We start from the raw sequence: 13587 nt of genomic DNA, 5'->3' as shown, positions 1-13587 counted from the left end.
CTACGCCATCGGGGCCAGGTGGTCTGTACCTCGGGGTGGTTGGGACGGGTCGGGCCCAGGCCGCGGTGGTCCGGCGGCGCCCGTCGGGCCGCGCCGCTCGCCGCGCCGGGGTGCCCGCCGGGGGCTTGCGCCGATGCGGCAGGATGAGCGGACGATGCGGAACGGACTGGTACAACTCGGCGCCTGGGCGGCGGCCACCGGGGCAGCGGTGGCGCTGTCCTGGTTCGGTGTGCACGCGGTGCTGACGGGCGCGGCCTTCGAGCGCCCGACCGCGCTGCCGCTGCCCTCGCCCACCGGCTCCGACGTGCCCACCGGGGGGCCATCGGCTCCGGGGCCCGCCGGCCGGCCCGAGCCGTCGGCCGACCCGGCGTCAGCCGGCCCCGCCCCGACGGGATCGCCGGCCTCGGCGAGCGCGGCCGCCTCCACCTCGCCGCGCCCGGCCACGCCCGCGCCGCCCGGACCGTCGGCCTCGCGCAAGCCGTCCCCGTCCCCGACCGCGACGGCGGCCACCGGCGCCGGTGCCCCCTCCACCGCGACCTCCGTGCGCAGCGTCCTGGTGCCGGGCGGCCGGGCGGCGCTGGACATCCGCGCGGACCGTGCCGAGTTGGTGTCCGCAACCCCGGATCCGGGCTGGCAGATGCAGGTCTGGCACGGCGACCAGTGGATGCGGATCGACTTCTCCAAGGGCGACAGCGCCAACTCCGTCTTCGTGACCTGGAACGGCCACCCCCCGGACGTCCAGACGGTGGTCCGCTGAGCCCTCCCCGCCGCTCCGCCCCTGTCGCTCCGTCCCTGACCGCTCCGCCCCGGCCGGCCCCAGCCACCGTTCCCGGCCCGTGCACGGGCCTCCGGCAGCCGTGCGCTAGCCTCCGGCGGGTGAACGCGATGGAGCAGCAGCTGTCCCGGCCGTCAGACCCCGGTGCCCGAGCGACGGCCGGGCCGCGCTCCGGGAGCCGGCTGGGGTGGCTGGACGCGCTGCGCGGGCTGGCGGCGGCGGTCGTCGCGCTGTACCACTTCAACCTGCCCTACCTGATCCCGTACGGCGTGACCGTGGGCGACCGGTTCGACTACGGCATCTACGGGGTGATGCTGTTCTTCCTGGTCAGCGGCTATATCGTGCCGGCCTCCCTGGAACGCAGGGGCGATGTGCGGGCGTTCTGGATCGGACGGCTCTTCCGGATCCACCCCGTGCTGCTCGTCGTCGTCGCCGGGTCGCTGCTGGTCCTGCCGACCGCCCACCGTGTGGTGGCCGGGTTCGCCTACGAGCACCCGCTGCTCTCGGTGGTGGCCAACGGCATGCTGCTCCAGGACCTGACCGGGGTGCCGAACGCGCTGAACGTGATGTGGACGCTCTCGTACGAGATGGTCTTCTACTTCTTCGTCACGGCCCTGTTCGTCCTCGGCCTGCACCGGCGCAGCGCGCCGATCGCGGTCTCGCTGGCCGCGGCGGCCCTGCTGCTGGGCGGAGTCGCCTCGCAGGCCGCGCTCTCGGTGGATCCGCTGTCCACCAGGCACCTGGTGCTGTCCTGCGCGGTGGTGGCGGTGATGGGCCTGGCCTGTGTGCTGAGCGGCAACCCCGCGCTGACCCGGACCGGGGCCTTGCTGCTGGGGGCGCTGGGCCTGGTGCTCGCCGGGTGCAACGGCCGGGCGTCGCTCTTCGAGACCCTGATGATCTTCGCGACGATGTTCTCCGGGACGGTCCTCCACCGCGCCGAGAACGGCCAGCTGGCCCGCCTCCCGGCGGCGCTCTGCTGCGGGTTCGTGATCGCGGCGGGGTTCCTGGTGGGCGCGCTGTACGACGACGGGCCGGCGCTCGCCCGCACCTTCTCCAGCACCTGGATGTCGTGGTCCTACGCGTATGTCGGCGCCTGGGTCACCTTCGCGCTCGGGATGGCCCTGCGGCGGCGGCGCTTCCCGCGGGTGCTCGGCTGGCTCGGCGCGGTCAGCTACTCGCTCTACCTGCTGCACAACCCCGTCGTGCATGCGATGGACTGGCTGCTGGAGGGGCACCCCTTCCCCCGTACCGGGCCGGGGAAGTTCATCCCGACCGCGATCTTCGTGGTGGTGGTGCTGGCGCTGAGCCACCTCGCCCACCGCCTGGTCGAGCTGCCGGCGCAGAAGCTCGGGCGGCGGGTCCTGCGGGCCCTGCCCAGTGCCTCGCTGCTCCCGCCCGCCGACTCCCCGGCCCAGGCGGTCCCGAGCCCGGTGCTCCCGACCCCGGCGGCCCCCGCAGCGACCGTCGCGACGGAACACGAGAGGGCGCCGGTCGGCGGCCGCTGACGACCGCCCCCGCCCTGCCGGCACCGCGCCGCCGCCGGCTCACCCCAGGGCGGGCCGCCCGCCGGTCGGCGGGCCGCCGAGGGCGACGTACCCGGGCAGGTACGGCCCGGCGTAGCCGGAGCGGTCGACCAGCGTGTGCCAGGTGCCGCCGGGTATCGCGATGGTGGCGAGTACGACCGTCCCGTACCGGTCGGTGGCCTCGTACGGTTCGGCGAGGGAGGCCGCGCCGCGGTCGACGGCGTAGTCGTAGGCGTAGTGGACGTCCGGGACGGCGACGGACAGGTCGAGGACGCCCTCCCCCTGCTCGGCGAGGTGGGTGGCGATCCGCCGGCCGCGTTCGCCGATCACCTGCAGGACCGAGGTGAGGACGAATCTGGTGCCCGCGCCGCGCAGGACGTACGAGACGGTCTCCGGTTCGCCGGTCTCGGGGCCCGCGTAGGCGGTACAGCGCAGCCCGAGGGCGGCGGCGTAGCGGCGGGCGGCCCGGCGGGCGTCCGCGACGACCAGGACGATCGCATCGGTGCGACCGGCCGTCACCGGGTCCACCCCGATGGAACAAGCCTCCTCCGCATACGCACTGGTGATGGCGAGTTCGGCTGCGGTGTCGGTCATGACGGCCCTCCCGGTAGGCGTGCGAACCACTGCCTGGCCCCGTGGCGCGGTGTGGGGCCCGCCCCACGGGGTTGTGGCTGGAGGGTGGACCTCCGCACACCGATGCGCAACTGTTCCGATTCCTCCTGGTCAAGGTGTGCTGCCGGGCCGGAGAATTGGCACTGCCGCTGTACAGAATGACCACCGGACGGAGCCTCGATGCCCACCGCCAACTCCTCGATGCCGCCCACCCCCTCCCCCGGCGGCTCCGCCAACGACACCATCGACCCTCTGGACGGCAGGCTGATCCGGCTGCTCGCCGAGGAGCCGAGGATCGGCGTCCTGGAGTGCTCGCGCCGCCTCCAGGTCGCCCGGGGCACGGTGCAGGCCCGGCTGGACCGGTTGCAGGCCAAGGGCGTGATCGGCGGCTTCGGCCCCGAGGTGGACCCGGCCGCGCTGGGCTACCCGGTCACGGCGTTCGCCACCCTGGAGATCTCGCAGGGGCAGGGCGCCGACGTGCGGGCGCATCTGGCGTCGGTGCCGGAGGTGCTGGAGCTGCACACCATCACGGGGCACGGCGACATGCTGGTGCGGATCGTGGCGCGCTCCAACGCCGATCTTCAGCGGGTGATCGACCGGGTGGTCGGCTTCGACGGCATCGTCCGGTCCGCGACGGCCATCGCGCTGGAGAACCCCGTCCCGTACCGGATCCTCCCGCTGGTCGACCAGGCCGCCATGGAGTAGCGGCCCAGCCGGGGCAGGCCGCCGCCCGTCCAGGCACCGGCGACAGCGGTGACTGCGGTCAGCAGCTGGGGACGGCGCCGCCGCTCCTGAGCGCCTCCAGAGCCGCCACCGAGTCGTTCAACGTCTCCACCGGCACCAGCCGCAGGCCCTTGGGCACGTTCACCTTGGCGTCCGAGCACTCGCCCTTGGGCACCAGGAACACCGTCGCGCCGTCGCGCGCCGCCGCCTTGGTCTTCAGCGGCACGCCGCCGACCGGACCCACGTTGCCCTGGTCGTCGATGGTGCCGGTGCCCGCGATGACCTGCCCGCCGGTGAGGTCGCCGCCCTTGCCGTCACCGCTCAGCTTGTCCACGATCCCGAGGGCCAGCATCGCCCCGGCGCTCGGGCCGCCGATGTCGCCGAGGTCGACCTTCACCTTGACCTGGGCCGGCGACAGGTTCAGGTGCGCCAGCGCCGCCATGGTCGCGCTGTCCTGCGACTCGGTCATCTGGGCCGCGGTGACCTCGTTGGCCTTCTCCGGGTCCTTCTGCGGGTACACCGACTCGGTCGGGCGGACCGCCTCGTCCTGCTCGACCCAGGCCTGGAGCGAGCGCCAGAGTGTGGTCTTCTCGCCAGGATTGGTCGCCGAGATGGTGACCATCCGCAGCTGGCCGTCGGTCTGCCGGACGGGGGCGCCCGCGATGGTCAGCACCGGCCGGTCCTTGTAGTCGCCCAGGGTGTCGGCCGTCACCCCCGGCCAGGTGAGCGTGTACGGCAGCGGGAGGAGCCACGCGACGCCGAGCAGCGCGGCGACCAGCACACCGCACAGCGTCAGCGCGCGCGTGCGGGGGGAGGTCAGGGCCGGGGGAAGCTTCAGGTCGGGCACACAGGCATCCAAACACACCCGCCCGCCCCGCGGGGCTACCGCAGGGCGTCGGCGACCTCCGTCGCGGCCTCCACGACCCGCGGACCGACCCGCTCGGGGACGAGTCCGTTGAGCATCACCACGCCGACACTGCCCTCGATCCCGCTCAGGCCGACCAGCGCGGCGGCCGCGCCGCACGCGCCGGACTGCTCCTCCGCGCGGGTGATGACGAAGCCCTGCTCGGGCCGGCGCTGGCTGGGGAAACCCCGGGCCTCCAGGATCGCCCGCCCGGCGGCGCTCTCGCTGAGCGGGTGGCGCAGCCCCGTGCGGTACGCGACGTGGAAGTCCGTCCAGCTGGGCTCGACCACGGCCACCGCGAGCGCCTCGTTGCCGTCCACCAGGGTGAGGTGGGCGGTGGCGCCGAGGTCCTCGGCGAGGCTGCGCAGTGCGGGCAGGGCGGCCTCGCGCAGCAGCGGGTGCACCCGGTGGGCGAGCCGCAGCACGCCCAGGCCCACCCGGGCCCGCCCGCCGATGTCGCGGCGGACCAGGCCGTGCTGTTCCAGGGTGGCCAGCAGGCGGTAGACGACGGTCCGGTTGACGGCGAGGCGGGCCGCCAGTTCGGTGACGGTCAGCCCGCGCTCGGAGTCGGCGAGCAGTTTGAGCACCCGGACACCACGGTCCAGGGTTTGGGAGGTTTCGGCAGTCACGACGCGCATTCCTTTCCGCGGCGGTCGCCGGCCGACGGAGCCGGCCGGGACGGAGGTGTCGCGCGCAGGTGGGTGGCCGCGCTGGGACCGGCGGTGCGTCCTCATCGACGTCCTGGCGGTCCTGCGGTCGCCCGTCTCGTGGGGTGGCCTTGCGAGAGAGCGTGGTGGGGGAAAGGTAGTGAAGAGATGCTCCCCACGGAAGCCTTTGTCCAGAATTCGGTCATGATCAGTTCGATCAATTCCGGCCGAACGGGACAAATCACCCCATCTCATGGGGGCATGGCGTGCACCAGTTCGAGCACAGTCCGGAGACCGGACACCCGCTGGCCACCCGCCGGGCACCCCCGGGACGGGCCCCGGGCCACCCGCGGCCAGGACGGCGGCCCGGTCCCGGGCTCGGCAGCGCACGCGGCGGGCCCACCGGAGCGCACGCCGGTGGACCCGCCAGTGAGTCAGTGCGCCCTCAGTGCGCCTCTCAACGCACCCGGCGGACGAGGGGCGCTACTTCGCCCACTCCCTGATCTTCGCGATCCGCCCCTTGAGCTGGTTGGCCGTCGCCTGGGCGGTCAGCGGGCCGCCGCACTGGCGGCGCAGCTCGTTGTGGATGGTGCCGTGCGGCTGGCTGGTGCGGTGGTGCCAGGCCGCGACCAGCGCATTGAGCTCCTTGCGCAGCTCGCGCAGCTCCTGGTGGGTCACCACCGGCCGCTGGTCCGCCGGGAGCTCCAGCAGGTCCGCCTCCTCGGCCGGCCTGCCCTTGCTGCGCTGGATCTGCCGGTGCTGGCGCTTCTGCAGCAGCATCTGGACCTGGTCCGGCTCCAGCAGGCCGGGGATGCCGAGGTAGTCGTCCTCCTCCTCGCTGCCCGGGTGCGCCTGCATGCCGAATTCCATGGCGTTGTAGAGCACCCGGTCGAAGACCGCGTCCGAGCCGATCGCCTCGTAGGAGAACTCGTCGCCGCCCGCGCCGTCCGGCCCGTCGTTGGCCCGCTCGGCCTCGGCGAGCAGCCGGTCCTCCTCGTCGAAGAGGCCCTCGCCCCCCTTCTTGGGCCGGTCCAGGACGTGGTCGCGCTGCAACTCCATCTCGTTGGCGAAGCCGAGCAGCATGGGCACCGAGGGCAGGAAGACCGACGCCGTCTCGCCGCGCTTGCGGGCCCGCACGAATCGGCCGACGGCCTGGGCGAAGAACAGCGGCGTGGAGATCGAGGTGGCGTACACGCCGACGGCGAGCCGGGGGACGTCGACGCCCTCGGACACCATGCGCACCGCCACCATCCAGCGGTCGTCGCCGGCCGAGAAGTCGGAGATCCGCTTGGAGGCCTCGGCCTCGTCGGAGAGCACCACGGTGGCCTTGGTGCCGGTGATCTCGCGGATCATCTTGGCGTAGGCGCGGGCGTTGTTCTGGTCGGTGGCGATCACCAGGCCGCCGGCGTCCGGGATCGCCTTGCGGACCTCGGTGAGCCGCTTGTCGGCGGCGCGCAGGACGTTGGGGATCCACTCGCCCTGCGGGGCCAGCGCGGTGCGCCAGGCCTGCGCGATCAGGTCCTTGGTCATCGGCTCGCCGAGCCTGGCCTCCAGCTCGTCACCGGACTTGGTCCGCCAGCGCATGTTGCCGCTGTACGAGAGGAAGATCACCGGGCGCACGACGTGGTCGGCGAGCGCGTGCCCGTAGCCGTAGGTGTAGTCGGCGACCGACTTGCGGATGCCGTCGCTGCCCGCCTCGTACTGGACGAAGGGGATCGGGTTGGTGTCCGAGCGGAACGGCGTGCCGGTCAGGGCGAGGCGGCGGGTGGCCGGCTCGAAGGCCTCGAAGCAGGCCTCGCCCCAGGACTTGGAGTCACCGGCGTGGTGGATCTCGTCCATGATCACGAGGGTCTTGCGGGCCTCGGTGCGGTTGCGGTGCAGCATCGGGTTGACGCCGACACCGGCGTAGGTGACCACGATGCCGTGGTAGTCCCTGGACAGCGGACCCGAGGAGTAGGCCGGGTCGAGCCTGATGCCTATCCGGGCGGCGGCCTCGGCCCACTGCTTCTTCAGGTGCTCGGTCGGCGCCACGACGGTGATCTGCTGCACCAGGTGGTTGTGCAGCAGGTACGAGGCGAGGGTGAGCGCGAAGGTGGTCTTGCCTGCGCCCGGGGTGGCGACCGCGAGGAAGTCGCGCGGCTGCTTCTCGATGTAGCGGTCCAGCGCGCCCTGCTGCCAGGCCCGGAGTCTGCCCGCGGTACCCCACGGGGCACGCCCGGGGAAGGCGGGCGAGAGGTGGTGCGAGGACGCGGGTGCGGCATGGCCTGCGGTGCGCACGGGTGCGTGCGGCTCCGCGGCGTCGGAGAACAGCGGCATCGAGGAGGCGGCGGCAGTACTCACGGTCTCCGAAGGGGGATCGTCGCAGGTCAGAGGCGGTCTTGCGGCCCCATCCCACGGTCGGGTGGCGGTCGGACAACCCGCCTAGCCTACCGGGCCCGGCCCCGACCCTGCGTCCGACACGGAGGCGCTCACGACCGATCGGCGCGAAGGGCCCGCAGCCCCTGCGAGATCACCTTGACCTCGTCGACCTCCCCCGTGGCCACCGCGATCACCAGTTCTTCGGCGGCGTCGATGTCGGCCACCAGGTCGACGCCGTTGATCGCCAGGAAGGTGGCGCAGGAGAGCCATGCGGTCCGCTTGTTGCCGTCGAAGAGCGGGTGGTTGATCAGGAGCGACTGCAGCAGGGCGGCCGCCTTGTCGAGCAGATCGGGATAGGCCTCCTGGCCGAACATCTCGGCCTTCGGCCGGTGCGCGGCCGATTCGAGCAGCCCGACGTCGCGCACCACGATCTGCATGTCGTCACAGGCCGCCTCCGCCACCGCGAGGATGTCCTCCGCCGTGAGGTAGAGGAAGCTCACTTCAGCCGATCCATGAGCTCACGCCACTTCGCGGCCTGCTTGAGCGCGGTCTCGCGCACCATCGCCTGCTGGGCCGTCCGGGCCAGGTAGTCGTCCACGGCCCTGACGACCAGGGCGTTCATGCTGATGCCCTCCTGCTCGGCGCGCTGCTTCAGGGCCTCGGCCTGGTCGTCACGGAGACGAAGGTTCATTGCCATGTCATGAGGCTACCCCGGTGGGGCCAATCTGGTACCGGCATGTCCCGACGTGGCCCAGGTCACCCTGAATCGGTCGCGGATCCCGGGTAAGACGCGGCATCACCCGGACTCTCACAGGGGGTGAGGCCGGCCGTCACACCCGTCCCCTCGGCCTCACATTCACCAACGGGAGGAACCCACCGTGTCCGTCGCAGTCGAGCACAGCGTCCAGGCCCGCCTCATCATCAGCACCCACCGCTCCGCCCTGCTGCGGGTCACCCTCCGCTACCGGGCGGACGACCCGCTGGCGGTCCGGATGGCCTTCCCCGCCGAGTACTCGCTCGACGGGGACGGCCGCGCGGACGCCTCCGGGCAGACCGGGCCGGGCGCGGGCCCGGACGTGGTCTGGGTCTTCGCCCGGCAGCTGCTCACCGCCGGCCTGGACGCGCCGGCCGGCGTCGGCGACGTCCACGTCCGGCCCGCCCAGGGGCGGCGCACCGTGGTCGAGCTGCGCGCCCCCGAGGGAGTGGCGCTGCTCCACTTCGAGAGCGCCGGCCTGCGGCGCTTCCTGTGGAGCAGCCACCTGCTGGTCGCCGAGGGCGAGGAGCACCTGCACCTGGACGCCGACCGCGCGCTCGCCGAGCTGCTGGGCTGACGGTCTCCACCCGGCCCGCGGAGAGCCGCCCGGGGCGGGCCGTCCGCGGAGAGCCGCCCGGGCCGAACCGCCCGGCGGCGCCCGCTCAGGACCCGAGCCGGCGCATCAGCCGTACGCCCTGCGCGGCGGTCAGGTGCGGCAGGTACGCCTTGCCGATCGCCCGGGTGATGCTGGGCAGCGCCGCCGGGTCCGGGTACACCATGTACATCGGCCGGTACTCGGGCTGGAACTTGGCCTTGAACGCGAGCAGCGAGCGGAAGCCGTAGACCGGCTCCATCACCTTGCCCAGCCAGTCCAGCGTGCGCTGGAGCGTGGTGGGCGGCTCGCCGCGCTCGGAGCGGGCCAGCGGCGCGCCGGACAGGGACAGGAACCTGGCGCCCTCCTCCTTGAAGCCGAGCGCGGCGGAGGCGATCAGGAACTCCATCACGCCGCGGAAGCCGCCCGCACGCCGGCGCATGAAGTCCAGCGTCCAGCCGACCGGTACGCCGTCCTCGTAGACCGGCATCCAGCTGGTCAGCCCGTGCACCGTCCGGTCGCCGTCGACGGCGATCAGCACCCGGACGGCCGGGTCCAGGAGCTCCTCCAGGCCGCCCAGGGTGAAGCCCATCTCCGGCAGGCCCTTGTCGGAGACCCACTCCTCGGAGATGGAGCGGATCTGGTCCCTGATCGCGATCGGCGCCTCGTGGTACGTCCACCACTCGGCGACGATGCCCTGCTTGCCCGCCTTGTTCAGGGAGGTCCTGATGTCCTGCCACTTCTTTCCGGTGAAGGCGAGCTCGGGCAGCGCGACCACGGTGTCCTCGGCGACCTGGAGCGAGCGCCAGCCCAGCTGCTCGGCGGCGTCCCTGATGCCGGGGGTGACGCTGTAGAAGCAGGGCGTCCAGCCGCGCGAGTCGCAGTAGCGGGCGAAGCCGGCCACCGCCCGGGCGCGGGCCTCGGGCTCGCCGAACGGATCGCCGGTGGTCAGCGCGACGGTCGCCAGCACCCGGTAGGGCACGGCGGCCTGCCCCTGGGCGTCGAACCAGTAGTGGTTGCCGTCCCAGGTGCTGATGAAGGAGATGGTGCTGCCGCCGTGCGCGACGAGCAGCGCCCGCGCCCTGGCGGCGTCCTCGGCGTCGACGTGCACCACGGGCCGGCGGAAGGCGATCAGCAGGAAGGTCAGCGAGATGATCCAGAAGATCAGGCCGAGGTAGATCTCCAGGGTCTGCGCCATGCCGCCGACCGCGATCGGGTAGTCGGGCAGCAGGTCGTTGTAGGCGGGCGGCAGGAACTCCGCGGGCAGGCCGGAGAGCAGCCGGGTGAAGGTGGCCGGCGGGTCGTACTGGTCGCGGACCAGCAGGCCGATGCCGACGTACAGGGCCGAGCAGAGCAGCAGCGTCCCGCCGATGACCGCACCCAGGCGCAGCACCACCCGGCGGGGCAGCCGCAGCCGGAAGTGGTGCCGGGTGGCCAGCAGCATCACGATGGTGAGCACCGGCAGCAGCAGGCCCTCGACGAAGTACTCGACGACGTACCCGGTGTCGGCGGGGTTCTCCAGGGCGGCCAGGTCGTCCGCCAGCAGCCAGGCCAGGATGCCGATCCAGATCAGCTCGGTGACGACGGTGATCCGCCAGGCCAGCCGCAGCCCGCGGCGCAGGCCCTCGGCGAGGACGAGCAGCAGGGCCGGTACGGCCGCGGCCATCAGCCGGCCGGGCGAGTCGAAGAAGCGCACCACGGAGTGCGCCCGGGCGCAGTCGTGCGCGGAGATGTCGCAGGCCTCGGCGACCTCGTCGGCGGTGAAGACGTGCGAGAAGTAGAGGTCGGAGAAGGTGCTGAACGGCCCGATGGCGTTCTGGTAGAGGGAGGCGACCAGGGGCCCGAGGGCGGCGGCGACCAGGCAGAGCGCGACCAGTACCCGGATCTCGGTGTGCGAGCTGCGGCGCGGGCGCAGATGGACGGAGCCGCGGTGCAGCAGCGCACCGGCGGCCAGGCCCAGCATCGCGGCGGCGAAGCGCTGGACGCTCTGCAGGTGGCCGATGTAGAGCACCGCCACGACCGGGATCAGGACCACCAGCAGGTGCAGGCGCCGGCGCCACAGGATGGTGAGCCGGTAGCCGAGGACGGCGGCGAGGGCGAACAGGCCGACGGCCGGGCCCACCGCGATCTGGTCCTGGATCGCGAGGGTCCACTCGGCTCCGGCGGCGACGCCCAGGCGCACCAGCGCGGTGCCCAGCAGGGTGCCGAGGATCTGGCCGCCGACCAGGGTGGCGATGGTCAGGGCCCGGCCCAGGCGCTGCTCGGCGGGCGGGCCGACGATCACCAGCAGCAGGCTGGTGAACACGTACGCGCCGATACCCGAGCACCAGAGCAGCGAGCTCAGTGGTGTCCACCAGCGCCCGGCGTCGAGCGTCGGCAGCCCGACGCCGACGTGCTCCAGCAGCTGCTGCGAGGGGCCGACGGCGAGGCTGCCGGTCGCGGCGCCGACCACCCACAGGGCGGCCAGCAGCGCGAGGGTGATCGGTGCGGCCCGCAGCTGGGCCGCGACGGCGCGGGCCGCCTGGCGGAGCCGGCCCGCGGCCGGCCCGGATCTGCGGGCGACCGGGGCGGGGTCGGGCTCCGGTGCGGGGGTTGGGCCGCTCATCGGATGAGTCCTGTCTGCTGGGCCAGCCAGGGCAGGTTCTGCTGGAGGGCGGCGCGGAAGACCGTCCAGCTGTGCCCGCCCGGGTAGGTCTGGTAGAGCACCTTCATCCCGGCCTTCTGCGCGGCGGCGTACATCTTCTCCTGCTGCGGCCGGAACTCGCCGTCGCCGCTTCCGACGGCGAAGACGCCCGAGGTGTCGGGGAACTGCTGCCGGGCCATGACGTGCAGCGGGTCGACCGCGTCGAAGGCCGCCTCGTCCCCGCCGAAGGCCTCGTTGACGCTCTTGCCGTGGCTGCCCAGGGTGGGCTCGTCCTGGCCGGAGATGTCGAGGAACGAGCCGTAGACCTGGGGTGCGTTGACGGCCAGTTGCAGGGCGCAGGTGCCGCCGAAGGAGAGCCCGCCGATGGCCCAGGAGCGTCGGCCGGTGGCGGTCTGCAGATGGGTGTGGACCCAGTCGGGAACGTCCTGGGCCAGGTAGGTCTGCACCTTGGCGATCCTCGAATCCATGCAGAGGGTGTTGGTGAAGGGCCCGCCGGTCCCGTCGGAGACCACCACGATCGGGGCCAGGCCCTGGTGTTCGGCGGCGAAGCCGTCCATCAGGTCCTGGAGCCCGCCGGAATTCACCCAGTCGGCCGGTGCACCGGGCTGGCCGGGGAGCAGCACCAGGACGGGCAGCAGTGGCCGGGGGTTGGCCTGGTAGGCGGGCGGCAGGTAGACGTACGCGTCGCGGGCGTCGAAGCCGGACCTGGTGCCCGGGATCGTCGTGGTGGAGATGGTGCCCTTGGCGGGCAGTCCGGCCGGCGGGTGCCACACGTCCGCCAGCACCTTGCCGGGCGGGACGGTGAGCGTGCTGGTGGCCGGGCCGGTGCTGAGCACCTCGGTCTCGGTGAGCCAGGGCGCGAACAGCACCCGCAGGGTGGGGTACTGGTCGAATTCCCGGTTGATCTGGGAGGAGGCCATCAGCACCACCAGTGCCGCGCCGACGACCGCCAGGGCCCGCCCGCGCCAGGGCAGCGGCGGCATCCGGAAGCCGGCCAGGCACAGGCCGAGGATCGCCACGCCGATCCAGAACGTCACCGGGTGCGGCAGGCCCTCGGCGAAGGGGTGCCACCAGTCGTCCACGATCAGCTGGAGCGCCACGGTGAGCGCCGCGGCGAGCAGGACGGCAAGCGGCAGCCGCCGGGTCCACCAGCGGGGATCGCGTGAGAGGGCGAGCAGCAGCAGCGCCGCCCAGCCCGCGACCAGCACGACCCAGGGGATCACGCCGTGGGTCAGCGGCCAGTCGAGCGGGTTCCAGGTGGCGGCCAGCGGCCGGGTCATCGTGCTCCTTGTCCCCCCGTGCTGGTGTGCACCAGGTACGCGTAGGCGACGACGTTGCCGCCGTAGCCGTTCTTCTCGCTGAAGTCGCCGCCGCAGGTGATCAGCCGCAGCTGGGCATCGGCCGCCCGGCCGTAGACCTTCGCATCGGGGAAGTGCTTCTTGTCGTAGACCTCGATGGCGTAGATCTGATAGACGGCGGTGGCGCGGTCCTGCCTGACGACCTCGACCTGGTCACCCCTGCGCAGGGCACCGAGATGGTAGAACACGGCCGGTCCGCGCTGGTTATCGACGTGGCCCGCCATGATCGCGGTTCCGCGCTGGCCCGGGGTGGCTCCGTCGCGGTACCAGCCGGCCAGGTTGACCTCCGCCGCGGGCGGCGGCTGGAGGTGGCCTTCGGAGTCCAGACCGAGGCCGGTGACGGGGGCGTCCAGCCGGACGGCGGGGATGCGGATGCGGGTCGGGGCGGACGGGCCCAGCGGGGGGACGGTGGACACCGGTGCGAAGCCGAGGGCCTGGGCGGCGCCGGGGGTGGGCGGCAGCGCGCCGTGGCCGCCGTCGTTCAGCATCCAGGCACCGAGGACGATGGCCGCGCCGACCGCGAGCGTGCCCGGCCAGGGGCTGGTGCTGTCCTGTCCGCCCACCCCGGCTCCCCTCTGCTCGCGACTGCCCGGCTACTCGCCTGTCTGGCTGCTCGGCCGCTTGGGCCAGTGAACCGGGGCCGGGCGCCCGGCACATCCGCACAGCTGCCCGGTGCCGCCCCGCCGAACGGCGGGGC

Annotated in this window: 13 protein-coding genes; 4 read left to right on the top strand and 9 right to left on the bottom strand. The window is 73.1% G+C overall.

Annotated elements, in window-relative coordinates; genetic code table 11:
- Positions 1-154 precede the first annotated feature (154 nt).
- Positions 155-757, top strand: coding sequence for a hypothetical protein (locus ACIBH3_RS16115; protein ID WP_396312588.1), 603 nt, complete (start codon positions 155-157; stop codon positions 755-757).
- Positions 758-885: 128 nt separating this feature from the next.
- The gene (locus ACIBH3_RS16110) at positions 886-2280 is read left to right on the top strand and encodes an acyltransferase family protein (RefSeq protein ID WP_396312720.1); all 1395 of its coding nucleotides are present in this window, start codon (positions 886-888) and stop codon (positions 2278-2280) included.
- Between the two features lie 39 nt (positions 2281-2319).
- On the opposite strand, the gene ACIBH3_RS16105 is transcribed toward ACIBH3_RS16110, so the two are convergent.
- Entirely contained in the window at positions 2320-2892 is a 573-nt protein-coding gene (locus tag ACIBH3_RS16105; RefSeq protein WP_396312587.1) for a VOC family protein, read from the bottom strand.
- A 219-nt stretch (positions 2893-3111) separates the two neighbouring features.
- Here ACIBH3_RS16105 and ACIBH3_RS16100 point away from each other — a divergent pair, with 219 nt between their 5' ends.
- The gene (locus ACIBH3_RS16100; protein ID WP_396312719.1) at positions 3112-3615 is read left to right on the top strand and encodes an Lrp/AsnC family transcriptional regulator; all 504 of its coding nucleotides are present in this window, start codon (positions 3112-3114) and stop codon (positions 3613-3615) included.
- Positions 3616-3673: 58 nt separating this feature from the next.
- Here the strand turns inward: ACIBH3_RS16100 and ACIBH3_RS16095 are convergent, their stop codons facing one another.
- The 5 genes from ACIBH3_RS16095 to ACIBH3_RS16075 form a co-directional block, all read right to left on the bottom strand.
- Positions 3674-4480 (bottom strand): S16 family serine protease, encoded by an 807-nt coding sequence (locus tag ACIBH3_RS16095; RefSeq protein ID WP_396312586.1) that lies wholly within the window; start codon positions 4478-4480, stop codon positions 3674-3676.
- A 35-nt stretch (positions 4481-4515) separates the two neighbouring features.
- The gene (locus ACIBH3_RS16090) at positions 4516-5166 is read right to left on the bottom strand and encodes an IclR family transcriptional regulator (RefSeq protein ID WP_396312585.1); all 651 of its coding nucleotides are present in this window, start codon (positions 5164-5166) and stop codon (positions 4516-4518) included.
- 501 nt (positions 5167-5667) lie between these two features.
- Entirely contained in the window at positions 5668-7500 is a 1833-nt protein-coding gene (locus ACIBH3_RS16085) for a DEAD/DEAH box helicase (protein WP_396312718.1), read from the bottom strand.
- Positions 7501-7652: 152 nt separating this feature from the next.
- Positions 7653-8042 (bottom strand): type II toxin-antitoxin system death-on-curing family toxin, encoded by a 390-nt coding sequence (locus tag ACIBH3_RS16080; RefSeq protein ID WP_396312584.1) that lies wholly within the window; start codon positions 8040-8042, stop codon positions 7653-7655.
- Complete coding sequence (locus tag ACIBH3_RS16075; RefSeq protein ID WP_396312583.1) at positions 8039-8239, bottom strand: ribbon-helix-helix protein, CopG family; 201 nt, start codon at positions 8237-8239, stop codon at positions 8039-8041. Before ACIBH3_RS16075 ends, ACIBH3_RS16080 begins: the two co-directional genes overlap by 4 nt.
- A gap of 181 nt (positions 8240-8420) precedes the next feature.
- On the opposite strand from ACIBH3_RS16075, the gene ACIBH3_RS16070 reads away from it, so the two are divergent.
- The gene (locus tag ACIBH3_RS16070; RefSeq protein ID WP_396312582.1) at positions 8421-8873 is read left to right on the top strand and encodes an SsgA family sporulation/cell division regulator; all 453 of its coding nucleotides are present in this window, start codon (positions 8421-8423) and stop codon (positions 8871-8873) included.
- Between the two features lie 85 nt (positions 8874-8958).
- Here the strand turns inward: ACIBH3_RS16070 and ACIBH3_RS16065 are convergent, their stop codons facing one another.
- The 3 genes from ACIBH3_RS16065 to ACIBH3_RS16055 are packed head-to-tail and all read right to left on the bottom strand — an operon-like array spanning position 8959 to position 13378.
- On the bottom strand, positions 8959-11493 hold the full coding sequence (locus ACIBH3_RS16065) for a bifunctional lysylphosphatidylglycerol flippase/synthetase MprF (RefSeq protein WP_396312581.1): 2535 nt from the start codon (positions 11491-11493) through the stop codon (positions 8959-8961).
- On the bottom strand, positions 11490-12812 hold the full coding sequence (locus ACIBH3_RS16060) for an alpha/beta hydrolase (protein ID WP_396312580.1): 1323 nt from the start codon (positions 12810-12812) through the stop codon (positions 11490-11492). Before ACIBH3_RS16060 ends, ACIBH3_RS16065 begins: the two co-directional genes overlap by 4 nt.
- Positions 12809-13378: a class F sortase gene (locus ACIBH3_RS16055; protein WP_396312717.1), complete on the bottom strand. Its 570-nt coding sequence runs from the start codon at positions 13376-13378 to the stop codon at positions 12809-12811. Before ACIBH3_RS16055 ends, ACIBH3_RS16060 begins: the two co-directional genes overlap by 4 nt.
- Positions 13379-13587: the final 209 nt, after the last annotated feature.

The organism is Kitasatospora sp. NPDC050543, assembly GCF_044457565.1.
GTDB lineage: Bacteria > Actinomycetota > Actinomycetes > Streptomycetales > Streptomycetaceae > Kitasatospora.
This window is presented reverse-complemented; position numbering and strand designations above follow the sequence as displayed.